Below are 25,561 nucleotides of genomic sequence, written 5' to 3'. Positions count from 1 at the left end.
GCTTTATTATTAAATCGAATCTATTGTTTCACTTATAAAATTCAATAAGTTACTATTATCAAATTTGTACTCTTTAAGTTCTATATTTTTATAGTTTTCAATAGCATTTTTAAACTCTTCAAATGTTTTGCAACTTATTAGATAATTATCTTTTTGTAATTTTTCGCATATTTCTAATTGATGATTATCATTATGCTCATTATACTCTTGAAGTCTTGCCATTACTATGACTTTCTTTTTCCTCTTTAAAGCTGTTAGTATAGACCCAACCCCTCCATGAGTTATTATTAAATCACTTTTTTCTATACACTCTTCAAATTCACTTGGTGATAAAAATTGTGTTATTTTATATTTTTCTGATTTAAACTCAGTATTACCTGATTGTATAAATACTTCCTCTTCTATGTCCATTTTTTCTAAGTATTCAAGCATTCTTTTAAATCCTAATTCATGTGTTCCTAAAGTAACAAAAATCATTAATATAACGCTCCTTTATAAACTGCATTTTCATATACCTTTTCCATTTCAGGATGTTGAACTATAAATACATCTGCTATCTTATTAATCATCCTTCCTGACATACTAGTAGAATTAACTCTTGCAAATGTCTCTATAAATATAATCTTTTTCTTAAAAAATTTTCCTATATAACACATTGGAACAGCAGTATGAGCACCTGTTGTTACTATTACATCTGGTCTTATCTTTGCATATAATACCAATGATTTTATTATGTTATATGAAAACTTAAATAAATAACTAAACATATAGTTTCTAGCTCCATAAACTAGGTAATTTATCTTTCCTTTATATTTATCTTTAAGCTTTATTGTTGTATCAGTTTTTTCTGTTATTATATGATAATCATATTTTGAAAATAGTGGCTTAAGCTCCATAAGCTCTGATAAATGCCCACCTGTTGAAGATATAAAAAGTACCTTTTTCAAGCTAATCACCTTACTTCTTTAATATTATTTTATCTACGAATCTCTTACTTGAACATCCATCTGTATAATCAAAGAATTTCTCTTTAAATTCTCTTACTTTTTCCAAGTCATAATTATCTTCTTTTATTAAATCTACTAATTCATCTGTAGTTTTTACTATAGGCCCTGGAACAAAGCTTGTATATTCATAATAGAAATCTCTATCATTTATATAAGTTTCTAAATCATCAGCATAGAATATCATTGGTTTATCTAACAGAGCAAATTCAAAAACAGTTGAAGAATAATCTGTTATAAGAATATCTGTTATTAAAAGTATGTCATTTATTGATTTATAATCTGACATATCTATTACTTTATCACTTTCTTTTTCATATCTCCATTTTACAAATGGATGCATTTTTATTGCTAAAACATAATCTTCTCCTAAAGCATTAACAACTTTATCTAAATCAAAAGCTACTCCACTATTTGCATCACTTTGTCCTGTTCCTCTAAAAGTAGGAGCATATAAAATTATTTTCTTATCCTTTAATTTTGGATATTTTTTATAAAGTATTTCTTTAGGTTCTTCTTTTTTCTTTTCATCAAAGAATATATCTGTTCTTGGAACTCCAATTGGGTCAATATTATCTTCTGACATATTAAATGCAGCTGCATAATGTTTTGCTACTTCCTTAGATGTTACTGTTACATGAGTGTAGTTTGTATGAATTGGAATATATTTTATATATTCATTTCCATTTGAATAATTTTCATCAACTGTACTAAGTGCAAATTTCTTAAATGCTCCACAAGCATGCCAAACTTGAACAACTTCTGTTCCTTTTCTAAGTTTATTTACTGCGTAAACAGGAAAATAAAAATCATCAACTATAAAAAATTCTGAAGTTGCAAGATAATGTTCTGCTATACACATATGCTTTAAATATTTTAGCATTCCAGCTAAACCTGCTCCAGGTTTTTCATATAATATTTTACACTCGTAATCTAAATTTCTTTTTTTGATTTCGTCTAATATATATTTATAATTTCCCTCCATATAATCTGGTCTATATGTAGCAAAAACAATTCTTTTTTTTATTTTAAATATATATGAAAGACAATATATTATTTTTAGTATATATTTTATTACTAGTCTTTCTAAGGTTTTCAAAATATTACACCTCACTCATTTTTAAAGGGCCATTTAAAAATGGCCCTAAAATTTTATATATTCCATTCTAATATAGTCTTAAAAGAAGTTGTTAAGTCATGTTCAAATGCTTTAACCATATCACTAATTCTTCTTACTTCAATTACTGCTGATATAAGTTTTTGAAGTTGATTTTGAGCATCTTCATGAGCTTCTAAGAAATCTACTGCTTCTTGGAAATTAACTCTTCCGCTTCTACTACTTCCAATTAAGTTTAATCCTTTTTCTAATACCATTCTTGTATTAATAGGTACAGGATTCTCAGATACTCCTAATAAAGAAATACTTCCTTCTGGATTTATATAATCAATTATTTGATCTATTGCATTTTCTGATCCTTTTCCACCTACAGCTTCAAAAGCATGGTCAACTTTAAAATCTTTTGGAATATCATCTATTTGATAAGTTTCATCTACAAATGAAAAGAAGCTTAATTTTTCTTCATTTTTTCCTAAAACAACTATTTTTGAATTTGGAAATTTCTTTTTTAAGATTAATGAAGTAATAAATCCAACATTTCCGTCTCCCCAAACTCCAATAACATCTCTTCTTGAATGTGCTTTTTTATCAAATCTATCTATAGAATGACCTGAAACACTTATAAGCTCTATAAATGAAGCTACATCATGATTTATATTATTATATTTAATAATACGGTCTCGTCCCATAAAAACATATTGTTGCATGAAACCATCATAGCCACTAGCTCGGAACTTACTAGTTCTTAAATAATTTTCTGCAATAATATCATCCTCTTCAGTTGGTGTATTTGGAATCATTACAACAGTATCCCCTGGTTTGAATTCATTTTTAGGATCATATATAACTTCACCAACTCCTTCATGGATTAAAGCCATCGGAAGTTTCTTTCTCATTGCTTCTTTTCCTCTAGTACCTGTATAATACCTTTGGTCAGCTGCACATATTGAAAGTCTAGTTGGTTTTACTATAATTCCTTCACCATCTAAATTTTTATCTTTAAACTCAACTACTATCTGCTTTGGAGCTACTAATCTATAAATTTTATTTATCATTTAAATCATCCCTCACTAAAGCATTAGCTAATTTTAAATCATAAGGAGTAGTAATTTTCATATTATAAACTTCTCCTTGAACTAGCTTAACATTTTTTCCTTTAACAACAAATATTTTAGCTGCATCTGTTAATATTTGTTTTTCCTCTTTAGTTAATGAATTATAAAGATTTATAAGCTCTCTTATGTTAAAGCTTTGAGGAGTTTGTCCTTGATACATAAAATCTCTTCTTGGAATATCACTTATATCTTCTCCATTTTTAGATTCAACTATAGTATCAAAAGCTGGAACTACTGTATCACAAGCCCCAAACTCTAAAGCACTATCTATATTATCATTTATTATTCTGTGTGTTAAAAATGGTCTTACTGCATCATGAGTAACTATTACATCATCATCATTAAGTCCATAATTTTCTTCTATAAATTTTATACCACTCATTATTGATTCATTTCTATCTGAACCACCTGCACATACTTTTATTTTCTCTATAAATGCTTTTGGTATATATTTATTTATTAAGTCATTTGTATGTTGTATCCATTGATTTGGCGTTGTTATTATTATTTTTTCAAATCTTGAATTTAATAAAAAAGTCTCTAATGTATGTATTATTATTGGCTTTTCTCCGATTTTTAAAAATTGTTTTGGCATTTCTGTATTACCCATTCTTGTGCCTTTTCCGCCTGCTAATATCTCTGCATATATCATAAATTAACTCCCCTAACATAAATTTAATCTCTTTAATTAAAAGTTTTTATACTTAAATTGATTTTATCACATTTTAAATTTATTTAAAACTAAAGAGACTATTTGATTAAATAGCCTCTTTTATTAATTTACTATAATCTTACTAATGATTTTGCTTTAACTACACTCTTATACATAAACATTAAATTTCTTATCTTCTTGATTTTTTTAGCTCCAGTTAACTTACTATTTTTAACGATTTTTTCAAAAGCAAATCTTTTTATTCCACCTAACTTCTTTAACTGCTCATCTGTTACATCACTTACTATTGAATTTATTTCATTTAAACTTTCATTTTTAGTTATTTCATCTTTTCCTCTAAAAATCCTATCTAGTGATGGCCAAACATCTATTATCATCAATCTATAAAAATAATTTACTTTTATGCTATTAGCTAAATTTCTATTTGAAGTGTTTTCATCTATAATTTTTGATACCATTTTCCATACTGTACAAACTTGCTTTAATATTTTTGTAGCATTTACACTTATTTGCTGTGTTAATGATTCACCGGGATTTTTTCTCATTCTGTAATAATAAACAACATGTTTAGTTGCATATAATTTATTTGCTTTTAAAAATGCCTCCATCATGAATACTTGATCTTCTGCATAATCTATATTTAAAGGAAAAAATATTCCCTCTATGGTTTCTCTTTTAAATATTTTATTACAAGGACCTAAAGCCCATAATATATCATTATCTTTTCCAAGTACTCTATATCCATCATTAAACATATGTCTTGCTATTGGCTTTCTTTCGATTCCATCAGTAGTTTTTTCAGTTCCACATACTATGACATCTGCATTTTTTTCTTTTGCTAATTTATATCTAAACTCAAAAGAATCTGTTGGCAATAAATCATCTGAATCTACAAAAATTATATATTCGCCTTCTGCTTCTTTAAGCCCTACATTTCTTGCTTTACTAGGTCCTGAATTTTCCTGTTTAATAAGTTTTATATTATTATGCTTACTTTCATATTCTTTAAGCATCTCATAAGTTCCATCAGTTGAACCATCATCAATAAGTATTAATTCAAAATCTTTAAGAGTTTGATTATATATTGATTTAATAGTTTCATCTATATATTCTTTTACATTATATACAGGAACTATGACACTTATCTTATAGTTACTCACTAATTTATCCTCCTAGTTCTAATTACAAATTTAATTATATTCAATATTTTACTATAATTAGTCTAATATTATCAAAATAACTTATTTTTAATAAAAAAAAATTTCAAAAGTAAAATTACTTTTGAAATTTAAATCATATTTTGGTAGGGCGTATAGGAATCGAACCCATAATGTACCGTCCGTAGCGGTAAGTTATATCCATTTAACTAACGCCCCTTATATACTTTTAACAAAATTATATTATCACAATTGAAGATTTTGTGCAAATATTTATTAGGAATACGATTTAAATTTCATTATTTTATAAGTCTTATCATAAATTCTAAATATAATACACAAAAAAATACTTTCTTAAATTATTTTATTTAAGAAAGTATTTTTATTATAGAAATCTATTTAATCTGTTATTACTCTTATTATTTCTCTGTCTATTTACTAAGTCATTTTTAATATGCTTAAGTATTATAGCCACATATATTGCAGTAGCAATAATTAATGGGTATTGTAAGCTTATGCTTGGATATAATATTCCTATTGGTAATGATAATAAAAATGGTACTGTAGCCGCATAAATAGATAAGCTATATAAGGCTGTTGGCTTAACCATCATTCCTAAGAATATTGAAACTATTAATCCTACTACTGTTACAAATAAACTATCTATTATTAAGTTTATAAATCTATTTATAATACTATAAATAGTTATAAAACCAAAATAATATTTTTTAGCACTTTGTATTGTTTGAGCTAAAGTTTCATTATTAACTTCTTTAGCATTAAATATTTTACTATTTACTTGGTTATAGTCATAGTTTCCACCCATACCCAAAGATTGAATTTTAACACCATTCTTTAAAACTAGCATATATGAATCATCTTCTGGATATTCATTTATTATATCATTTGCATCATCTAATGTTTTCTTATCATTTATATAAATAAGATTTCCATTTTGATTTATTATTATAGGATTTTTAGCCATAGTAAATGTATTATCTTTTATATTAAAAGCATATTCTGGATTATTTATTTCAGTTGTTTCCTTATTTATTAATCCATTAGTCATATAGCTATTATATATTCCTAAAATCCCACCAAATATAAGACTTATTAAAAAACCATAGAATATTGCTTTTCCTATTCCTTGGTCTATATATTGAGGAAATTTATCTAATCTATGTAAGCAATTTTTAAACTTTACAAAAAAATTATCTTTCATGTTTTCCCTCCTTTCAATAAAAATATATATTAATATAATTATATTTTAACCATCAAGATTTATCTTATCATACTTATTTAAAATATTAAATTATTATGTTTATTTTTTACATTTAATGGCAATATTTTAAAATAAAGAGGTGATATTATGAACGAATTAAATAATGAAAGTTTTAAACAGCCAGAAGAAAATTTGAATACTACAAAAGAAAAATTAAATTTAAAATTAATAACTATAGTATTATCATCTGTACTTTTAATTGGAATATTATTTAGTTTTACTACTTTATCCTATAAATCATTAGTAGTTAACTTTAAAAATTATTTTGATAATGCTCACTATAGTACTGCAAATAATCTAGTTGTAACTAAAGGTAATATGAACATTTTAAAATCATTTAAAATAAATAATGATTTAACATCTTATTTTAAAGATAAACTTAAATCTATTACTGAAAAATTAAATAATGGTGAAATAACTAGTGATGAAGCATTAGTTATTATAAATGAAATAAATAGATATAACTTATTAGATAAAGAAATTGATGAAACAGTTGGAGTATTATCTAATAATATTTCTAGTTCAAGCACTTTAACAAAAGGTATTTCAGAATATCAAAAGAAAAATTTTAAAGAAGCATTAACCATTTTTAAATCAATTCCTAGTAATAATGAAGGCTACAATACAGCTGCCACTTATATTCCTAAGTGTAAAGAAGAGTACACTAATTATCTCCTAAAAGAAGTGGACACTTTAGTTGCTGAACATTATTATTCTAAATCAATCACTCTTCTAGAAGAAAACTTAGAGCTTTTAGATAATAGCACTAAAATATCTGATAAGATAGAGGAACTTAAAACTGCTCGTGATAAGTATATTCAAGAAAGAGATGGTAAATAATTAATATATTATTTCAAATACCTTATTTAATTTATTATAATAGATTAAATAAGGTATTTTTTTAGGAGGATTAATATGAATTTTAATATTCCCGCAAAAGTTCAGTTTATAATAGATACTTTTTATAATAATGGTTTTGAAGCTTTTTTAGTTGGCGGATGTATAAGAGATTATCTTTTAAATAAAACACCAAAAGATTATGATATTGCAACCTCTGCAACCCCTGACCAAACTATATATTTATTTGAAAAAACTATTCCTACAGGTCTTCAACATGGGACTGTAACTGTTGTTATAGAAAATGAAAATTTTGAAGTTACAACTTATAGAACAGAGTCAGAATACATAGATAATAGACACCCTGAAAAAGTTGAATTTGTTAAAAATATAAAAGAGGACTTATCTAGACGTGATTTCACTATAAATGCTTTTGCATATAATCATAAAAAAGGATTGTTAGATTTTTTTGAAGGTAAGTCAGATTTAAAAAATAAAATTATAAGAGCAGTAGGTAATAGTGATATACGATTTAATGAAGATGCTCTAAGAATGCTTAGAGCTATTAGATTTTCATCTCAATTAGATTTTGATATTGCTAAAGATACATTATCTAATATAGAAAAAAATAATCTTCTTATTAATAATATCAGCTTTGAAAGAATTAGAGATGAAATTTCTAAAATCCTACTTTCTAATAACCCAAGAAAAGGATTAATACTATTAAAAAATACAGAATTACTTACAAATATTATTCCTGAATTTAAAGATACATTTAGTTTTGACCAAAAAAATCCTCATCATTTTGAGGATGTATTTGAACATAGCCTTTCTGTAGTAGAAAAAACCCCAAGTATACTCACAGTTAGATTAGCTGCTCTTCTCCATGATATAGGAAAACCAAGTTGCTTTAACTTAGATGAAAAAGGAATTGGTCATTTTTATGGTCATAATACTAAGAGTGAAGAAATATCTAGAAAAATTTTAAATAGACTTAGATTTGATAATAAAACAATAAAAGAAACTCTTAAATTAATAAGGGAGCATATGAATGTTTTAGATAATCCTAATAATTCTAATATTAAAAGATTAATTACTAGAGTTGGTTTAGATTCAATAGAAAATTTATATTCACTTCAAGAAGCAGATATATTATCATTAAAAGACCCTTCTGTGGCAACACATAAAATAGTTAAGATGAGAGAAGTAACAAATAATATTTTAATTTCTAAAGAACCACTATCTTTAAAGGATTTAGCTATAACAGGAAATGATTTAATAAACGAATTAGGATTAAGCAAAGGAAAAATTATTGGAGATGTATTAAAAAAATTATTTAATATTATCTTAGATTATCCAGATTTAAATAATAAAAAAGATTTACTAAAAGAAGCTAAAAAAATAGTAGAATCATATCAAAACTAAATTATTCTAAAAATTTTAAATATAAAATCATCTCCAAAATAAACATAAACTTAAAACCAATTAGAAAAGAAAAAAGATGTCTTTTAAGACATCTTTTTTATATCTACATAATAACTTCTGATTCTTTGAAAAATAAGAATAAAATACTTTCACTTACTTCTTTTTTTGTTATTCTTTCTAATGCATTCTTATAATATTTTATTTGTATTGAATATTTATCTTTCATTTCTTTTTCTGCATTAGCCTCAATATAATCAGTCTTATAATCAACTAATATAATTTTTCCATCCTCTTCAAAGAATAAATCTATAATTCCTTGAATTCTTACTGTTTCTTCAAAATTAGTTCCTTGAAGTTCTTCCTTAACTTCAGATACATCTAATTCTAAAAAGAAAGGAAACTCTCTTCTAACCATCTTTCCTGAATTATAAGCATTTAGTACTCTTTTTCCTATATTACTATCAAAAAATGCTTTTATTTTAAATGGATTTATTGCTTCATATTCTTCTGTAGTTATAAGCTCACTATCATACATTTCTTTTATTTGCTCTTTTATCTCATTAATAGTGGAAACTCTATCATAATCAATTTTTTGCATAATAAAATGTACTGCTGTTCCTCGTTCAGCTCCTGATAGTCCTTTAGTTTCTTGTAAAAATCTTGGCTTAATTACAGGTTTATCTTTAAATAAAACTTCCCCATCATAATCAGCTTCTAAACTTTCATATCCTGCTCTTTTTAATTCAGAAACTGAAAGATTACTCTTCATAGTTGTTAAAGCTTCAAATTTATATTTAAACCCTAATCTACGTTCAACTTCTTTATCCACAGCTCCTTCTGTTAAAGTTATAAACAATTCTTTATCTTCATTTTCATCCACAGGCTCTAAATTTTTCTCCACAGAAAAGTCATTTTTATTCCATACCTTAACATCCCATGTGGATAAGTCATCACTAACTATATTTTTATCCCCATCTACTTTTTCTCTTATAGGTTCTCCATCAATATGTTGACAAAGTGCCATACCAATCCAATCTATATATGACTTTCCACTAGATACTTCTGATGGAACAATCCTTTCCTTTTCTATTGAAGCTGATTTAACCCATTTCTTAGCTGTTTTTTCTATATCATTAACAGCTCCAGTAACTATTAACTTTTCTTTTGCTCTAGTAAAAGCAACATATAAAATTCTCATTTCTTCTGATAAAGTCTCTAATTTAAATTTCTTCTTTATAGCTTCTTTAGGTAATGTAGAATATTTTAATCTTTTTTCTAAATCCACATAATTAGGTCCAAATCCTAAATCATCATGATATAAAATGCTTTTATTCATATCCATTAAATTAAAGTTTTTTCCTGCTCCAGATAAAAATACTACTGGAAATTCTAATCCCTTACTTTTATGAATACTCATAATCCTAACTACATCTTCATTTTCTCCAAGAATCTTAGCACTTTCCATATCACCTGAAGATTTTCTAAGTTTATTTATAAAATTTATGAAATTAAATAATCCTTTAAAGCTTGTTTCTTCATATACTCTGGCTCTTTGGAATAATACTTTAAGATTTGCCCGTCTAAGCATACCATTTGGCATAGCTCCTACATAGGCAAAATAAGCAGTATCCATATATAAATGCCATATAAATTCATCAATCGGCATATATACTGACTTATCTCTCCATATATTTAACCTTTCATTAAATGATCTACATTTCTCAATAAGTTCTTCTCTAATATTTACTTCACCTTTTGCTATATCTAATATATTTTCATAAAAATATTTATCTTTATTTATAATTCTTATATCAGTAAAATCTTCTGCTTTAAATCCAAAAATAGGTGACCTTAATACAGCAATCATAGGAACATCCTGCATTGGATTATCTATAATTTTTAATAATGCCATTATTGTTCTAACTTCTATAGATTCAAAATATCCAGAACCAGTATCAGCATATGCAGGAATTCCCTCTACTCCAAATTCAGCAACAAAAGCTTCTGCCCAGTTCTTAGTTGCTCTTAAAAGTATAACAATATCTTTATATTTAAGTTTTCTATATTCTCCTGTTTCTTTATCTAAAACTCTAAAATTATTAGATTCTGACATAAGTTCTTTAATTCTTCTACAAACAATTCTAGCTTCTAAATTTATCCACTCAATATCTTCTTCCTCTTCATCATCTTCTGTCTCTTTAACTTCAATAACATTATTAGATTTATCTAATATATTAACTTCAATCTTTCCACCAGCTACAAGTCCTTCTTCTATTTCTGGAAAATTAGCTCCTAAATTTAAAGCTTCACTATCTGTATATTCAAGTTCCCCAACAGTTTCAGACATAAGTTTTTTAAATATAAAGTTAACTCCATTTATAACTTCTTTTCTACTTCTAAAATTTTTATATAGCTGAATAACTCTAGTTTTTTCTCCTGGAACCTTAGAATAAGTGTTATACTTTTCTAAAAATAACTCTGGCTTCGCTTGTCTAAATCTATAAATACTTTGCTTGACATCTCCAACCATAAATACATTTGGATTATCTGTATTTTTTCTTGAAACTAAATTTATAATTGCTTCTTGAACATTATTAGAATCCTGATATTCATCAACTAAAACTTCATCAAAAAATTCTCTAAAATTCAAAGCAATTTGAGATGGCTCTCCAATAGTATCTCCACTTAATATTTTTAAACAGAAATGCTCTAAATCATTAAAATCTAGCATATTTCTTTCTTTTTTTCTATCACTAAATCTCTTTCCAAACTCTAAAGTTATTTCAGATAATTTTTTCATATAAGGATAGCATTTTCTAACTGTATCTAATGATTCACCTATATTATTAAATATAGGATCTTTTGCTATAGCACACATTTTCTTTTTACAATCATCTCTTATTCTTTTTACAAATTCTTGTGCACCTTCATCAGATACACTAGATTTTTTTACAGTTTTAAGTCTTGCAAATTGTAAATTACAAATAGCATTTTCTATATTTTTAACATCACCATTTAATGAGTCTCTTAAATTTATAAGATTAGATAATTCATCAGTAAATTGAGGTATATATGGTTCTAATCCATCTGTTTCTTTTATAATTTCTAATGCTCTATTATATAAATTTATATAACTTTCAGTTTCAACTAATAATTCTCTTTTTAAAATATTAACCCATATAGAACCATCAAAGCCCTCTTCCAAATTGAACTCTTCTGATTTTTCTTTAAGCCATTTTTCAGGCCAAGGTCCACTCATAGAAAATCTATATAAATCTTTTATAATATCTTTTAAATTATCATCACTTTTACTATTTGAAAAAGCTTCTACTAAATTTAAAAACTCTTCATCATTTTCATCATACAAATCTTCAAAAAGCTCATCTATAATTTCATTTTTAAGTAATATCCCCTCAGTTTCATCAGAAATTCTAAAAGAAGGGTCTAAATCTATAACATGAAAATTATTTTTTATAACATCTAAACAAAATGAATGCATTGTTGTTATATTCGCTCTACTTAAAAGAGTAAGTTGCTTTTGAAGATTTTTAGAATTAGGGTTACTTTCCAATTCTTTTGTTATAGCAGCAGCTATTCTTTCTCTCATTTCTGCTGCAGCTGCTTTTGTAAAAGTAACAACTAAAAGTCTATCTACATCAACTGGATTTTCTTCATCAGTTACTATTCTTATAATTCTCTCTACTAAAACAGCAGTTTTACCTGATCCTGCTGCAGCTGCAACTAATAGATTACATTTCCTAGTTACAATAGCTTCAAGCTGTTCATTAGTCCATTTCGTTGTCATCTTCTACACAATCTCCTTTTACGCATTTTCTTATCTTACTCCAAATTTCATCATCACTTTTCTTAAATATAAGATTATAATTATTATCTTGTATACTTGTATCAAACTGACAAATAGATGAATAATCACAAAACTCACAATTATCTCTATCCTTATACTTAATAGGCTGAATTTTTATATTTCCACTTAACATATCTGTACAAAGTTCTATCATTTTTATATTTACATATTCTCTTAAAAGATTAAATTCCTCTTCTGTGGCTACTGAACTAGTTTTATCAAATTCACCATTCTTATTAAATTTAGCTGGAATAACAAGAGAAAATGAACTCATATCATTATCCATAGCACGGACTACTTCAGCATCTTTCAATAAAAGGCCTTCCATTTTTAATGATTTTAAAATCTCTTCCTTTAATTTTTCTTCATCTAAAATAGATTCACCTTTTAATATTGGGTCATCAATTCTAAAGTAAAGAATAGCTCCAGGGACTGCTCCTGTTTCTAAAATATACTTTGAATTTCTTATTAAAGCATCTATATAAACTAAAAGTTGCATTTGAATTCCTGCAAATAATTCTGCTAAATCAAATTTTTTAGCACTTGATTTATAATCTACAACTCTAAGGTAAGTTACTCCATTCATTATTAATGTATCTATTCTATCAATTCTTCCAGTTAAGTAAACACGTTCTCCTGAAGGTAAATCTAATTTTATAGGTTCTCCAGACCCTACATCTCCAAATGAAAATTCATTACTAAAAACTTCAAATTGTCCACGCTTTATTTGCTCTGAAATTACAGATACAGACTTTGTAATAACTCTCTTAAATCTATTTGTAAAATACTTATATCTATTGCTACTATTTAAAATAGAATTAACATCTTCTTTTAATTTTTTATCTACTAACTCATCAACTATAACCCTACATTTTTCTCTATTTAACTCACTCCATGAAATATTTTCATTTTTAACTCTAGTAGTAAAATTATCTAATATTTCATGCATAAAACTTCCTAAGTCTGGAGCTGAAAATTCATATATTTTTCTATCTCTAGCCTTAAGTCCATACTTAACAAAATAAGAGAATGGACAACTTGCGTATTGTTCTAATCTAGATACATCAAATCTTAAATTTCCATAATTATTTTTATAAAGTGAAATAAGCTTTTCTCTTGAAACTTCATTTTCTAAATTTGTATAATTTATACCATCAAAAATATTTTTAGTTTTTTCTACAAATCCTTCTCTAGTTAAAAACCATTTGTATACTTCTTGCCAATATTCTTCTATATTTTCATTATCAACTTGCTTTCTTAAAGCTAATACTAACTCATTAAAAGTTGGAGTAGGTGTTGTTATTTTACTATACTTATCTCTATTGAAATAATTAAATAATTCACTTTCTTCTTTTAATGGTTTCATAACTCTTTTTAATCTTGGAATTATTATAGAAGGACGTAAAGATTTTCCCTCAAAATCTGCCATTGGATAAGTAATCATCATATATTTACTAGAAATAGTTAGTGCAGTATAAACCATATATTGTTCTTCAAAAGCTCTAGCTTTTGTTGTAGCTGCAAGTTCTATATCCATTTCTCTTAATAAATCTCTATCTCTATCTGAAATTATACCCTCTTCTTTTGTTGCTGAAGGTAGTATTCCATCATTAACTCCAATAATATAAAGTGCTTTAACTTCTCTTCCTTTAACTCTAGCTATATCTCCTATATTAACCTGATCTAAAGCAACAGGAATAACACCTATTTCCTTACTTTCAAATCCTGCATTAAGTATTTTATAGAATTCTTTAGGTGATACCTTGTCTTCTCCCATTACTTCAACTGCCTGATCCAAAACTTCCATAATAATTTTGGGAACTTGTTCATACTCTTTTATTTTTATTTCTAAAGATTCTGCCTCAAAATCTTTAATCCAGTCTTCTATTTTTTCAAAAACCTTTAATTCTAAAAGGAATTCAAATACTGCAGTACAAATATCTTTTACTCGCTTATTTCCTTTTATTTTATTATGGAAACCCATTAGAGGTTCTCTTATATATTCCATTATTTCTTTTATCTCTAATTCCTCCTGTGAAATATCATTCTCTCTATTAAAGAATCCATTATTAACGTCTTCAGTAGTCCATTTATATCCTTTGATTCCATTTTCCAATACATAATTTTCAAGCTTATCTATGTATTCTCTTTCCATATTTATAAGACCACTTTTTAAGTATTTAAAAATGCTTTCATAACTCCAATTTTTCGTTAATATTTCTATTGCTGACATAATTAAAATAACTATTGGGTTACTAAGAACTTGTATTTTTTTATCTAAGAAATACGGTATGCCATACTGAGTAAAAATTACTGATGTTATCTTTTCATAATCGTTTATATTTCTGCATATCACTGCTATATCTTTATATCTGAAGTTTTTATCTCTTACTAAACGAATTATATCTTTAGCAATCGTATCTATTTCATCATAACTATTATTAGCTTTATAAAGTCTTATATTGCTGTTTTCTCCATTATATATTTTAAATGGATAAGTAAAAAAATGCTCTTCTAGATGAGCAAGTTCTTTTGAATTTCGAAATCTATAAGGAACTCCTTTATTTAAATCTATAGGTTCTAAATATCCTATATTATTTTCTTCCATCATCTTAACAATTCTTTTTTCAGTATTCTTAATTGCATTAAATATATCTGTTACATCCTCTTCTTTATTAGAAGAATTACTCATACAAAGAGTTATATTAATTATTTTTGCAGTTTTTGAAAGTTCATTTATTATATCCATTTGTTGAGGTGTAAAAGTTGTAAATTCATCTATCCAAATTTCAGCTCCTTCATAAATATTACAACCTCTAAGTTTTTTAGATAAAATAGTAAGTTCATCATCACCATCAATAACCTTATTTTCAATTCTTGAATTATATTCTTCAAATATATTAGCTAAATCTAAGAGCTTATCTTTTAAATCAATATCTTCTGTTTTTTCTACACCCTCTAACAATATTTCCTTGGAAATATTGTATTTTTTAAATTCAGTTATTGTTTTTGAAATTATATCTATAAATCCTTGTTGTTTGGAAATTCTATTAAAATAACTTAAGTCTTCTCCTTTTTCTTGTAAAAGCTTATAAATAAGCATGTTTTTCCCTTCATCTTTTATTATTCTATGAACTCTTCCACCACATTCATCAAAAACTTTTCTAGCCATTCTTTTAAAACTAATAACTTCAGATCTTAATAATGCTTCTTCACCAACTACTCTCAATAAATCTTTTTCTCTTTGAAATGTATATTGTTCTGGAACTATTATAATTAATTTATTTCCATTATTATTGCTTAACTTCTTTTTTATTTGTTCTAAGCAAAAGGTGCTTTTTCCACTACCTGCTCTACCATATATAAATCTAATTCCCATATTAAAGCTCCTTTCTAAATTTTGACTTATTTTAATTATATCCTACAAATATTTTTTTATCTCCATAAAAAATCTAAAATTAAAGTTTAGTAACTTCAATATCTAATAAAAAGGAGACTATAAAATAATCAATAAAAATCATTTTATAATCTCCTTTTTTATTTCATTTATCTCTTAATTTTTTAAACTAACAATACTATTACTTTAATATTTATTTCAATTTATAATTTAATTTCAACTATAATTTATATATATAAATTTATAAAAAAAACACTTAACAAATGTTAAGTGTTTTGGCGGAGAATCCGGGATTTGAACCCGGGCGCCAGTTGCCCGACCTACGCCCTTAGCAGGGGCGCCTCTTCAGCCACTTGAGTAATTCTCCATGTGCCCTCTAAAAATATTTAAATGGCGGAGAGATAGGGATTCGAACCCTAGGTACCCGTGAAGGTACGCCGGTTTTCAAGACCGGTGCCTTAAACCAACTCGACCATCTCTCCATATCAAAGACAGTTATCATTATAACAAGTTGATTTTAATATGTCAACCACTTATCTAAAAATTTTTTCAAAAAAACTTTTTATAGGATTATTTTTAATAATATGAATAATTATTTAAAATAAACTTTTATAGGATAATTACTATTGAATAGTTTTTTTTATTATGTTATATTATTATCAAATAAACCAGAGTAATTATGTCAACATTAAACATGTTTAAGTTATCTATATGTTTAATATAAATCGCATGTTGGCATAATATAGTTATCTTAAATTTAAATTAAAAAGGAGATTTTAATTATGAAAGTAGTAGTTGTTGGATGTACACATGCTGGAACAGCAGCAATAAGTAATATTAAAGCTCTTCACCCTGAAAGTGAAGTAACAGTTTATGAAAGAAATGATAATATATCATTCTTATCTTGTGGTATAGCATTACATGTGGCTGATGTTGTTAAAGACCCTCAAGGACTATTCTATAGCTCACCTGAAAAATTAGCTGAACTTGGAGTTGTAACAAGGATGCAACATGAAGTAACTAATATAGATATAGAAAACAAAAAAGTATCAGTTAAAAATCTTTTAACTAACGAAGAATTTATTGATTCATATGATAAATTAGTTCTTACACCTGGTTCATGGCCAATTGTACCAAGAATCGAAGGAATAGATTTAGAAAATATAGTTCTTTCAAAGAACTTTAATCATTCACAAGTTATTATAGAAAAAGCTAAAAAAGCTAAAAATATCGTTGTAATCGGAGCTGGTTATATTGGTGTTGAATTAGCAGAAGCTTTCGAAATTCTTGGTAAAAATGTAACTTTAATTGATGCTGAAGAAAGAATAATGAGTAAATATCTTGATGAGGAATTTACTTCTAAAGCAGAAGATGCATTTAGATCACATGGAATAAATGTTGTTACTGGTGAATTAGTTCAAAAATTCGAAGGTATTAACGGAAAAGTATCTAAAGTAGTAACTAATAAAGGTTCATATGAAGGAGATTTAGTTGTTCTTTGTATAGGATTTAGACCAAGTACTGAGCTTGTAAAAGGTCAACTTGATATGCTTCCAAATGGAGCTATTATAATTGATGAATATATGAGAACTAGCCACAAAGATGTAATGGCTGCTGGTGATTGTTGTGTTGTTAGATATAATCCAGCTAAAGATGAAAGATATATCCCACTTGCAACAAATGCTGTAAGAATGGGTACTTTAGTAGCTAGAAATTTAGTTGAACCAACTTTAAAATATATGGGAACTCAAGGTACATCAGGAATAAAAATTTATAATCATAATATAGCATCAACTGGTATGACTGAAATGATTGCAAAATCTACTACAAAATATAATGTTGCATCAGTAATTTATAAAGATAACTATAGACCTGAATTTATGCCTACTAATTGTGAAGCACTTGTTAAACTAGTATTTGATAAAGATAGTAGAAGAATCTTAGGTGGACAAATAGTTTCAGATTATGATTTAACTGAACTTATGAATACACTTTCAGTAGCTATTCAAAATGATATGACAGTTGAAGAATTAGCTATGACAGACTTCTTCTTCCAACCTAATTATAATAAACCTTGGGGATTATTAAATGCAGTAGCATTACAAGCGCTATAAAATTACACCCTTTATTAAATCCTGAAAATTTAAATACCCTCAAAATTTAATATATGAGCATAAGCTTTTAAGCATATTTTATAGAAGTGAATTTGTTATTCAAATTCACTTCTATCTATTTTTAACATTGACTTATACAAATTTATATCGTATTATTTGAATATATAAATTTATATAGAAACTAATTTTATTTTTCTCATTTCTTTAAGAAAAGTTATTATATAATGTATATAAATTTTATTTTCATATGGCTTAATAATATTAGTTTAATTAACATTTAAGAAAATTATAAATATACTAAAGTATTTATCTAGCAAACTCATATAAAAATCATAATAAATTTTCTAGATAAATAAAAAAGATATCATATAGTGTGACAAGCAGTAATTAGTAGTAAAACACCTCTAATAATTTTATTAAAATTAACTTTTATAAATTAAGTATTATTGGTGATTTATTTCTTTATTAAGAAAAATAAAAAATAATTTAAGGAGATATAAAAATGAGTAAAGTATTAGAATTTCACTCTCAAGGATTTAATTGTGCAGAATCAATTATAAAGACTATAAACGAAGAGAAAAATCTTAATATACCAGTATCACTTGGAACTCCATTTGGAGCTGGTATGTCTACAGGAAATACATGTGGAGCTGTAGTAAGTGCCTTAATGATTATAGGAGCTGAAAAAGGTAGAGAATCTAGTGAAGAAAAGAATAATGCTAGAGAAATAACTCAAAACTTAGTTAAATCTGTAATTAATGAATTTGGTTCAATTAAATGTATAGATTTAAAAAGAAATGGAATATCATGTGATGATATAATTGAGTTTGCATATAATAAAGTAAATGATCTTGTATAATATTTTTAAAGATAACTATAAAATTTTATAGTTATCTTTTTTTATTAAAAATAAATATATATTTTATTTAATAAAAAAACACTTAACAAATGTTAAGTGTTTTGGCGGAGAATCCGGGATTTGAACCCGGGCGCCAGTTGCCCGACATACGCCCTTAGCAGGGGCGCCTCTTCAGCCACTTGAGTAATTCTCCATATCATGTGCCCTCGACTATTTTTATATAAAAAAATGGCGGAGAGACAGGGATTCGAACCCTGGGTACCCGTAAAGGTACGCCGGTTTTCAAGACCGGTGCCTTAAACCAACTCGACCATCTCTCCGCGATTACAGGATTTATTATATCAACGTTCTATATTTGTGTCAATATATTATTTTTATTTTTTTATAATTTTATTATTAACATAATTTATTTGATAATTTATTATTTAATTTTTATAATTTAAATCAATATATCAACATATTAAGTTAATAGTATTATTTAATTATTATGTTAATCCTATCAAAAATAACTTTTTATTATTTTATATATTCTTTTTGCTAATAAATTATTGTTATATATCCATATTTAGACTATAATTATAAAAAATTTATATTTAAAAGGAGATTAGAATGAATTTATATATTTCAGATTTAGATGGCACACTTTTAAATTCTGATGCTCAATTATCACAGTATACTATAAATAATATCAATATGCTTCTTAAAAATACAGATATGAACTTTTCCATAGCTACCGCAAGAACTCCAGCAACTGTTGTACCCTTATTAAAAGATTTAAATTTAAAATTACCTGTAATAGTTATGAATGGTGCTGCAACATATAGCTTAAAAGAAAGTAAATATATTCACTATAATTCAATAGAATCTGATTCAGTTCAAATTATAAAAAATATATTAGATAAATCTAACATTTCACATTTCACTTACACATTAAAAGAAAATCATATTTATGTTTATTTTGATAAAGAATTAAGCAGCAATCAAATAAAATTTATGAATGAGAGAAAAGGTAGCAAATTAAAGAGTTTTATTAAAGAACCTCTTCCTATTGACTCTAATGTTTTATATTTCTTTGTAATGGACAAGAAATCTAAAGTACTTTCTTTATATGAAGAAGTAAAAAAAATAAAAAATATATCTGCTTATGCATATGAAGATATTTATGATAGAGGAGACTGCTTTATTTTAGAGATTTTTAGTCATAAATCTTCAAAAGCTAATTCAATAAAAAGATTGATGAAAGAAAATTCTTTTACTAATTTAACAGTATTCGGAGACAATTTAAATGATATTCCAATGTTTGAGCTTGCTGAAAATAAAATTGCGGTAAAAAATGCAGTTCAAAAACTTAAAGAACTATCAACTAAAGTTATAAATTCAAATAATGATAATGGCGTAGCAAAATTCTTATTAAATGAGTTTAGATTATAAAAAAAGTGCCGACAAAGCCGACACTCTAAAGTGTATCATTTGGAAAAATACTTTCCATTATGATACCTTTTTTATTTTATAATTTATTTTATTACATCTATTCCCATATATCTTTTTAATACTTCTGGTACTCTTACAGTTCCATCTGCATTTTGATAGTTTTCTAATATAGCTGCAACTGTTCTTCCTATTGCTAATCCTGAACCATTTAATGTATGAACAAATTGTGGTTTAGCTTTTGGATCTTCTTTATATTTAATATTAGCTCTTCTAGCTTGGAAATCTTCAAAGTTTGAACAACTTGAAATTTCTACATATCTATTATAACTTGGCATCCATACTTCTAAGTCAAATTTTAAAGCAGCAGTAAATCCTAAGTCACCTTTACAAATTCTAACTTTTCTATATGGTAATCCTAATTCTTCTAAAACTTCTTCTGCATCTCTAACTAATTTATCTAATTCATCATAAGAATCTTCTGGTTTACAGAACTTAACTAATTCAACTTTATTGAATTGGTGTTGTCTTATAAGTCCTCTAGTATCTCTACCAGCTGAACCTGCTTCCGCTCTAAAACAAGCTGAATAAGCAACGTGTTTTATAGGTAATTCTTCACCTGATAAAACTTCATCTCTATACATATTAGTTACAGGTACTTCTGCAGTTGGTATTAAGAAGAATCCATTATTTTCTACTTTAAATGCATCTTCTTCAAATTTAGGTAATTGACCTGTTCCAGTCATACTATTTCTATTAACCATATATGGAGGTAATACTTCTACATATCCATGATCATCAGAATGTTTATCCATAAAGTAGTTTAATACAGCTCTTTCAAGTCTTGCTCCCATACCTTTATAGAAAGTAAATCTTGAACCAGCAACCTTTCCTCCTCTTTCAGCATCTATGATATTTAAATCAACACCTAAATCCCAGTGAGCTTTTGGCTCTCCTTCAAATTTTGGAGTTTCTCCCCATCTTTTTATTTCTACATTGTCTTCATCACTTGCTCCTTCTGGAACTTGTGGATTTGGTATGTTAGGTATTCTTAACATAATATAATCAATTTTTTCATTTATTTCTGAAAGTCTTGAATCATGTTCTTTTATTTCATTTCCTAATTCCTTCATTTCAGCCATTATAGAAGTTACATCTTCTCCTACTTTTTTTAATTTAGGAATTTCAGATGAAACTTGATTTCTTTTACTCTTTAAAGCTTCAACCTCAACTAATATATTTCTTCTTTCTTCATCAAGCTTAATTAACTCATCAATAACAGCTACATCAAAATCTTCTCCTCTATTTGTAAGTGCAACTTTTATTTCTTCTGTATTACTTCTAATTCTTTTTAAATCTAACATTTAAGTTTCCTCCTTATATTAATTTAATAATAAATACTAGTTATTTACGGACATAAAAAAGAAGCCTCTCTCCCTTATAAAAGGGACGAAAGACTCCGCGTTGCCACCCTAATTGATAAAGCATATGCTTTATCCACTCAAAAATTTAACGGTTTCCCGTACTGCTTAATTCACAGTCCCTCCAAGGTGGATTCGTAATAATTAGAATTATCAGTTTACACCAACCACTGACTCTCTAAAAACCTAATTAAAACTACTTAGCCTCTTCACAGGTTTATATATTATAAATCTACATTTAATATATTACAAATTTAATTACTTTGTCAATATTTTACTAGACTATTTAACATAATAAATTGTTAAAATAAACAATTTATAAAATATAATAATTATCTTGTTATTTTTTTAGTACATACAATATCTATTCCTGTATTTAAAATATTCTTACAAATTGTATCTCCTATATTTATAGGTGTACTAACATAAAGTCTACTAATAACTTTAGATAATTCTTTCCATAATGTCTTCTCTATAGGAGCTGTGCTTTTTACAGAAACAACTCTATGCTTAGGGTCACTTTTTACTCTAACTATGCTTGTAAAAACTTCACTATTCATAAAAATCTTCTCCATTAAACTTCATCAAACTCTTTAATTCTCCCGTATACAATATTGGAATCATTAGAGTCTTTAACTATATCTATAATATTTTTGTCCATTTCTCGTGCTAATATGCTCATTATTTTTCTTGTACAATAAGAACCATGACAACTTCCAAATCCAGCTCCTGTCCTCTTTTTAACACCTTCTAGAGTTCTAGCTCCTAAAGGTCTTCTAATGCAATCTACTATCTCACCTTCACTGATATTATTGCATGCACATATTATGTTTCCATATCTCTTATCAAGCTTAATTATTTCATTCGCATCTTCTCTAGTCATTTCCCTTATTCTATAGGATTCTCTTCTCTTATCAATAAAGTTCTTTTTTAAACTAGCATTTAAACTATTTACTAGTCTTCCTTTTATGCTTTTTGCTATAGCTGGTGCAATTGTAAGTTTTCCATAATGCTTTCCAGTAACTCTTATATATCCACTATCTATTTTGCTATCATCAATTAATACTTCATCTTTTTTATAGACCTCTCTTACCATATCACTAACATTACATTTTTTTAACTTAGGTAAAACAAGATTAGTTATCTCTATTCCTCTATCAATATTAAGTTTATCAGTGTACTTAATACATATCATTGTATCCCCATTAATCATAGGTGAGCTTATAATAAATGTATCATCATCAATAACTTTTGTTATTATTTTACTTAAACTTTTTTCAACTTTTCCTTCAGTAAATAAGTAATTCATACTTTTTCTAACTCCATTATCTTCTGGAATAATTTCTTTAACTTCATCTTCTTCATCAATATATATTTCATCCGGAATAGTATTAATAACAAATTTACATTTAAATTTATTTTTATTAGTAGTTACATCAAATCCCTTTGATATCTTTTTAATAGTTAATACTTCTTCTTCAAATCTAAAATTAACTCCATTATCAGAAGCTACTTCTGCATAAGCAATTGCTAAATCATAAGGAGCAATTATAGCAGTATTTTTAGAATAAAGAGCACTATCATATTCATCAATAAGCTCTGGTTCTATTTCTTTTATCTTTTGCTTATCTATAAGCTCAACATTTAAAATTCCTCTATCTTTTGCTACAGAATACATATTTCTTATTTTAATATCTTCTTTTTCATCTAAGGACAATCTCAATGAACCAATTTTTCTATAAGGAATATTAAATTTAGAACAAGTTTCTCTTATAAGTTCACTACCTATATTCTCAAGTCCTGCCATTAATGCATTAGATGTTTCAGATCCATCATAAACAATTGCAGTATTTACTACAGCTATATCATCAGCTACATCATAGTCTTTTTCAATTACAGCTATATTTAAATTATATTTAGACAATTCATAGCCAACTGCACAAGCTACGATTCCACCTCCTAAAATTAAAACATCATAATCCACTATATATTCCTCCTTAATTAAAATTTTATATTTAAAATTTATATTAAATTAAAAATCCTTCATCTTTTAATTCTTTTTTTATTAACTCCATAGACTCTTTATCTATAGATGATATGGTATGCATATGAATTCCATTAGTTAACATTGATAAAGGTATTGTAGCATTAGAATTATATCTCTCTAAAAACTTATTTAAATCATTTAAATTTTTAACCATTATAGATCCAGTTATTTCACCATAAAAAGAGTGAGAAATTATAACATCTTCTATAATACCACCATATTTAACTATAATCTCCATTTCTCTTTTTAAATCTTCATTAGAATGTTTTGTAACAATTACATCTCTATATCTATTATTTTTTTCAATTAGACTATAGCCATCAGGAGTAGCTATTATATTTTCCCCTTTTGCTCTCAATATAGCTATATCTTTAACTATTACTTGTCTAGTTACACCATATAATTTTGCTAGTTTAATCCCCTTAATAGGATAATTACTGGTCTTAAGATTAATAATTAATTTTTCTCTTCTCTCTTTAGAATTCATAAAAAACACCTTATATTCCCTTTTACATTAAATAATTAATTCATATCATCACACTTTTTTATAATTCTTAAATATAAGTTATCATTCTCATTTAAAATTTTATGATGATTACCTATGATATCTAAAAATTCATTATCATATTTTTTCAATTGTGAAAGTATTTTCACCCCTCTTATTGGATGATTATAATAAGAACTTACCTTTTCATATTTATCATAGTTTCTAAGCCTACCTTTAGTTAATTTATCTAATATAACAATTATTGATTTATCAATAATTGTTATAGGAAAAATTGATTTGCCAACATCATGCAATAATGCAATTTTACCTAATTTGTATTGATTAATACTAACTGTTGTCTCTTCTTGTATTTTATTGGAAATTTTCATTTCTAATTTTTTATTATGATCTTTCAACATTTGTATTGCATCATTACATACTCTAATACAGTGATGTTGTTCTGATTTTTTTAATTTCTTAAATATAAGCATTTCTTCTTTATCTAAATATTTTTCTACCAACTCATAATCTACGCGTTTAACCGCACCAGTTATAGCCCATATGAATTGCTTAACTCTATACATATACTTCTCCTCATAATAATATTAAATTATATATCTGATATTTTTCTTAATGTATAACTATAATAATTTTGGTAGTATTTTTTTAATTAATCTATTTTCCTTTGAATATTATTTTTCTATTATAGACCATATAAACATCTAGTTTATTATGCCTTAATTATGTTTTTATAAATTTATACTTACTTTTATCATTATATATATAATATCATTATATATATTGCATATCAATTTCTATATAAAATTTTATAAAAAAAAAGCCATGAATAAAATTCATGACTTTTCCACCTCTTTGGTGGAGGTAAGGAGATTCGAACTCCTGACCCCCTGCGTGCAAGGCAGGTGCTCTCCCAACTGAGCTATACCCCCAAAATGGTGGACCTTCAGGGACTCGAACCCCGGACCTACCGGTTATGAGCCGGTTGCTCTAACCAACTGAGCTAAAGATCCATTACCTAGCAACTTCCTACTCTCCCACACAGTCTCCCATGCAGTACCATCGGCGTTATAGAGCTTAACTTTCCTGTTCGGAATGGGAAGGAGTGTTTCCTCTATGCCATCATCACTAGATATTCAGAAATTTATTGTTCTCTGAAAATTACACATCAAATTCTGTTGATATTTTTATTGGTCAAGCCCTCGATCTATTAGTATTAGTCAGCTGAACATGTCACCATGCTTACACCCCTAACCTATCAACCTTGTGTTCTTCAAGGGATCTTACTAGCTTACGCTATGGGAAATCTAATCTT

The 25,561-nt window shown here is 26.4% G+C and carries 19 protein-coding genes, 7 tRNA genes, 2 rRNA genes and 1 other annotated feature; of the genes, 5 read left to right on the top strand and 23 right to left on the bottom strand.

The genetic code is table 11. The features are described from left to right. Positions 1 to 9: 9 nt before the first annotated feature. From pssE to CLTHE_RS10935, 8 genes are all read right to left on the bottom strand, one after another. The gene (gene pssE, locus CLTHE_RS10970) at positions 10 to 477 is read right to left on the bottom strand and encodes a PssE/Cps14G family polysaccharide biosynthesis glycosyltransferase (RefSeq protein WP_002599111.1); all 468 of its coding nucleotides are present in this window, start codon (positions 475 to 477) and stop codon (positions 10 to 12) included. Next, complete coding sequence (gene pssD / locus CLTHE_RS10965; RefSeq protein ID WP_242945643.1) at positions 477 to 956, bottom strand: PssD/Cps14F family polysaccharide biosynthesis glycosyltransferase; 480 nt, start codon at positions 954 to 956, stop codon at positions 477 to 479. Before pssD ends, pssE begins: the two co-directional genes overlap by 1 nt. Position 957: 1 nt before the next feature. Continuing rightward, complete coding sequence (locus CLTHE_RS10960) at positions 958 to 2,103, bottom strand: CDP-glycerol glycerophosphotransferase family protein (protein ID WP_080023466.1); 1,146 nt, start codon at positions 2,101 to 2,103, stop codon at positions 958 to 960. A 53-nt stretch (positions 2,104 to 2,156) separates the two neighbouring features. Further along, positions 2,157 to 3,176, bottom strand: a complete 1,020-nt coding sequence (locus tag CLTHE_RS10955) for a zinc-binding dehydrogenase (protein WP_080023464.1) — start codon at positions 3,174 to 3,176, stop codon at positions 2,157 to 2,159. Next, complete coding sequence (locus CLTHE_RS10950) at positions 3,166 to 3,888, bottom strand: IspD/TarI family cytidylyltransferase (protein WP_080023462.1); 723 nt, start codon at positions 3,886 to 3,888, stop codon at positions 3,166 to 3,168. Before CLTHE_RS10950 ends, CLTHE_RS10955 begins: the two co-directional genes overlap by 11 nt. Positions 3,889 to 4,019: 131 nt before the next feature. Continuing rightward, positions 4,020 to 5,069, bottom strand: coding sequence for a glycosyltransferase family 2 protein (locus CLTHE_RS10945; protein ID WP_080023460.1), 1,050 nt, complete (start codon positions 5,067 to 5,069; stop codon positions 4,020 to 4,022). Between the two features lie 141 nt (positions 5,070 to 5,210). Further along, positions 5,211 to 5,285, bottom strand: a tRNA-Arg gene (locus CLTHE_RS10940). Positions 5,286 to 5,451: 166 nt separating this feature from the next. Then, entirely contained in the window at positions 5,452 to 6,288 is an 837-nt protein-coding gene (locus tag CLTHE_RS10935; RefSeq protein WP_080023459.1) for a DUF1189 domain-containing protein, read from the bottom strand. Between the two features lie 147 nt (positions 6,289 to 6,435). Between CLTHE_RS10935 and CLTHE_RS10930 the strand changes: the two genes are divergently transcribed. Beyond that, entirely contained in the window at positions 6,436 to 7,188 is a 753-nt protein-coding gene (locus CLTHE_RS10930; RefSeq protein WP_080023457.1) for a hypothetical protein, read from the top strand. 75 nt (positions 7,189 to 7,263) lie between these two features. After that, positions 7,264 to 8,610: a CCA tRNA nucleotidyltransferase gene (locus CLTHE_RS10925; protein WP_080023455.1), complete on the top strand. Its 1,347-nt coding sequence runs from the start codon at positions 7,264 to 7,266 to the stop codon at positions 8,608 to 8,610. Between the two features lie 103 nt (positions 8,611 to 8,713). On the opposite strand, the gene addA is transcribed toward CLTHE_RS10925, so the two are convergent. From addA to CLTHE_RS10905, 4 genes are all read right to left on the bottom strand, one after another. Next, positions 8,714 to 12,415 (bottom strand): helicase-exonuclease AddAB subunit AddA, encoded by a 3,702-nt coding sequence (gene addA, locus CLTHE_RS10920; protein WP_080023453.1) that lies wholly within the window; start codon positions 12,413 to 12,415, stop codon positions 8,714 to 8,716. After that, positions 12,396 to 15,854, bottom strand: a complete 3,459-nt coding sequence (gene addB, locus CLTHE_RS10915; RefSeq protein ID WP_080023452.1) for a helicase-exonuclease AddAB subunit AddB — start codon at positions 15,852 to 15,854, stop codon at positions 12,396 to 12,398. Before addB ends, addA begins: the two co-directional genes overlap by 20 nt. A 294-nt stretch (positions 15,855 to 16,148) precedes the next feature. Continuing rightward, positions 16,149 to 16,239 (bottom strand) — tRNA-Ser (locus CLTHE_RS10910). Positions 16,240 to 16,263: 24 nt separating this feature from the next. Continuing rightward, positions 16,264 to 16,354, bottom strand: a tRNA-Ser gene (locus tag CLTHE_RS10905). Positions 16,355 to 16,654: 300 nt separating this feature from the next. Between CLTHE_RS10905 and CLTHE_RS10900 the strand changes: the two genes are divergently transcribed. Together CLTHE_RS10900 and CLTHE_RS10895 are read left to right on the top strand one after the other, a co-directional pair. Then, positions 16,655 to 17,986, top strand: a complete 1,332-nt coding sequence (locus CLTHE_RS10900) for an FAD-dependent oxidoreductase (protein WP_080023450.1) — start codon at positions 16,655 to 16,657, stop codon at positions 17,984 to 17,986. A gap of 502 nt (positions 17,987 to 18,488) precedes the next feature. Further along, the gene (locus CLTHE_RS10895) at positions 18,489 to 18,845 is read left to right on the top strand and encodes a C-GCAxxG-C-C family (seleno)protein (protein WP_002599123.1); all 357 of its coding nucleotides are present in this window, start codon (positions 18,489 to 18,491) and stop codon (positions 18,843 to 18,845) included. A 102-nt stretch (positions 18,846 to 18,947) separates the two neighbouring features. Here CLTHE_RS10895 and CLTHE_RS10890 read toward each other — a convergent pair. Continuing rightward, positions 18,948 to 19,038, bottom strand: a tRNA-Ser gene (locus CLTHE_RS10890). Positions 19,039 to 19,074: 36 nt separating this feature from the next. Continuing rightward, positions 19,075 to 19,165 (bottom strand) — tRNA-Ser (locus CLTHE_RS10885). A 289-nt stretch (positions 19,166 to 19,454) separates the two neighbouring features. Here CLTHE_RS10885 and CLTHE_RS10880 point away from each other — a divergent pair. Beyond that, the gene (locus CLTHE_RS10880) at positions 19,455 to 20,276 is read left to right on the top strand and encodes a Cof-type HAD-IIB family hydrolase (RefSeq protein WP_080023448.1); all 822 of its coding nucleotides are present in this window, start codon (positions 19,455 to 19,457) and stop codon (positions 20,274 to 20,276) included. Between the two features lie 83 nt (positions 20,277 to 20,359). Here CLTHE_RS10880 and serS read toward each other — a convergent pair whose 3' ends face one another. From serS to CLTHE_RS10835, 9 genes are all read right to left on the bottom strand, one after another. After that, the gene (serS, locus tag CLTHE_RS10875; protein ID WP_080023446.1) at positions 20,360 to 21,637 is read right to left on the bottom strand and encodes a serine--tRNA ligase; all 1,278 of its coding nucleotides are present in this window, start codon (positions 21,635 to 21,637) and stop codon (positions 20,360 to 20,362) included. Positions 21,638 to 21,715: 78 nt separating this feature from the next. Further along, positions 21,716 to 21,916, bottom strand: a binding site (T-box leader). 110 nt (positions 21,917 to 22,026) lie between these two features. Further along, positions 22,027 to 22,254, bottom strand: a complete 228-nt coding sequence (locus CLTHE_RS10870) for a DUF1667 domain-containing protein (protein ID WP_080023445.1) — start codon at positions 22,252 to 22,254, stop codon at positions 22,027 to 22,029. Between the two features lie 14 nt (positions 22,255 to 22,268). Further along, positions 22,269 to 23,678, bottom strand: a complete 1,410-nt coding sequence (locus CLTHE_RS10865) for an NAD(P)/FAD-dependent oxidoreductase (protein ID WP_080023444.1) — start codon at positions 23,676 to 23,678, stop codon at positions 22,269 to 22,271. Positions 23,679 to 23,721: 43 nt separating this feature from the next. Beyond that, positions 23,722 to 24,228 carry a transcription repressor NadR gene (locus CLTHE_RS10860; RefSeq protein WP_080023442.1) on the bottom strand — a complete coding sequence of 169 codons (507 nt, stop codon included), beginning with the start codon at positions 24,226 to 24,228 and terminating at the stop codon, positions 23,722 to 23,724. Positions 24,229 to 24,263: 35 nt separating this feature from the next. Next, positions 24,264 to 24,812, bottom strand: a complete 549-nt coding sequence (locus CLTHE_RS10855; protein WP_080023440.1) for an HD domain-containing protein — start codon at positions 24,810 to 24,812, stop codon at positions 24,264 to 24,266. 290 nt (positions 24,813 to 25,102) lie between these two features. Continuing rightward, positions 25,103 to 25,178 (bottom strand) — tRNA-Ala (locus CLTHE_RS10850). Between the two features lie 4 nt (positions 25,179 to 25,182). Beyond that, positions 25,183 to 25,259 (bottom strand) — tRNA-Ile (locus CLTHE_RS10845). A 3-nt stretch (positions 25,260 to 25,262) separates the two neighbouring features. Continuing rightward, positions 25,263 to 25,379 (bottom strand): 5S ribosomal RNA (gene rrf / locus CLTHE_RS10840). A 57-nt stretch (positions 25,380 to 25,436) separates the two neighbouring features. Further along, positions 25,437 to 25,561 (bottom strand): 23S ribosomal RNA (locus CLTHE_RS10835); the annotation flags it as partial.

This window comes from Clostridium thermobutyricum DSM 4928 (genome assembly GCF_002050515.1).
GTDB classification, from domain to species: domain Bacteria; phylum Bacillota; class Clostridia; order Clostridiales; family Clostridiaceae; genus Clostridium; species Clostridium thermobutyricum.
The sequence above is the reverse complement of the archived record's forward strand: the minus strand, read 5'-3'. Positions and strand labels throughout refer to the sequence as shown.

Coding starts and splice junctions, on each gene's coding strand:
- CLTHE_RS10870 (WP_080023445.1), bottom strand. CDS start 22,254: ATGAATAGTGAAGTTTTTACAAGCATAGTTAGAGTAAAAAGTGACCCT.
- CLTHE_RS10955 (WP_080023464.1), bottom strand. CDS start 3,176: ATGATAAATAAAATTTATAGATTAGTAGCTCCAAAGCAGATAGTAGTT.
- CLTHE_RS10950 (WP_080023462.1), bottom strand. CDS start 3,888: ATGATATATGCAGAGATATTAGCAGGCGGAAAAGGCACAAGAATGGGT.
- pssE (WP_002599111.1), bottom strand. CDS start 477: ATGATTTTTGTTACTTTAGGAACACATGAATTAGGATTTAAAAGAATG.
- addA (WP_080023453.1), bottom strand. CDS start 12,415: ATGACAACGAAATGGACTAATGAACAGCTTGAAGCTATTGTAACTAGG.
- CLTHE_RS10925 (WP_080023455.1), top strand. CDS start 7,264: ATGAATTTTAATATTCCCGCAAAAGTTCAGTTTATAATAGATACTTTT.
- CLTHE_RS10880 (WP_080023448.1), top strand. CDS start 19,455: ATGAATTTATATATTTCAGATTTAGATGGCACACTTTTAAATTCTGAT.
- CLTHE_RS10855 (WP_080023440.1), bottom strand. CDS start 24,812: ATGTATAGAGTTAAGCAATTCATATGGGCTATAACTGGTGCGGTTAAA.
- CLTHE_RS10930 (WP_080023457.1), top strand. CDS start 6,436: ATGAACGAATTAAATAATGAAAGTTTTAAACAGCCAGAAGAAAATTTG.
- serS (WP_080023446.1), bottom strand. CDS start 21,637: ATGTTAGATTTAAAAAGAATTAGAAGTAATACAGAAGAAATAAAAGTT.
- CLTHE_RS10900 (WP_080023450.1), top strand. CDS start 16,655: ATGAAAGTAGTAGTTGTTGGATGTACACATGCTGGAACAGCAGCAATA.
- addB (WP_080023452.1), bottom strand. CDS start 15,854: ATGGGAATTAGATTTATATATGGTAGAGCAGGTAGTGGAAAAAGCACC.
- CLTHE_RS10935 (WP_080023459.1), bottom strand. CDS start 6,288: ATGAAAGATAATTTTTTTGTAAAGTTTAAAAATTGCTTACATAGATTA.
- CLTHE_RS10860 (WP_080023442.1), bottom strand. CDS start 24,228: ATGAATTCTAAAGAGAGAAGAGAAAAATTAATTATTAATCTTAAGACC.
- CLTHE_RS10895 (WP_002599123.1), top strand. CDS start 18,489: ATGAGTAAAGTATTAGAATTTCACTCTCAAGGATTTAATTGTGCAGAA.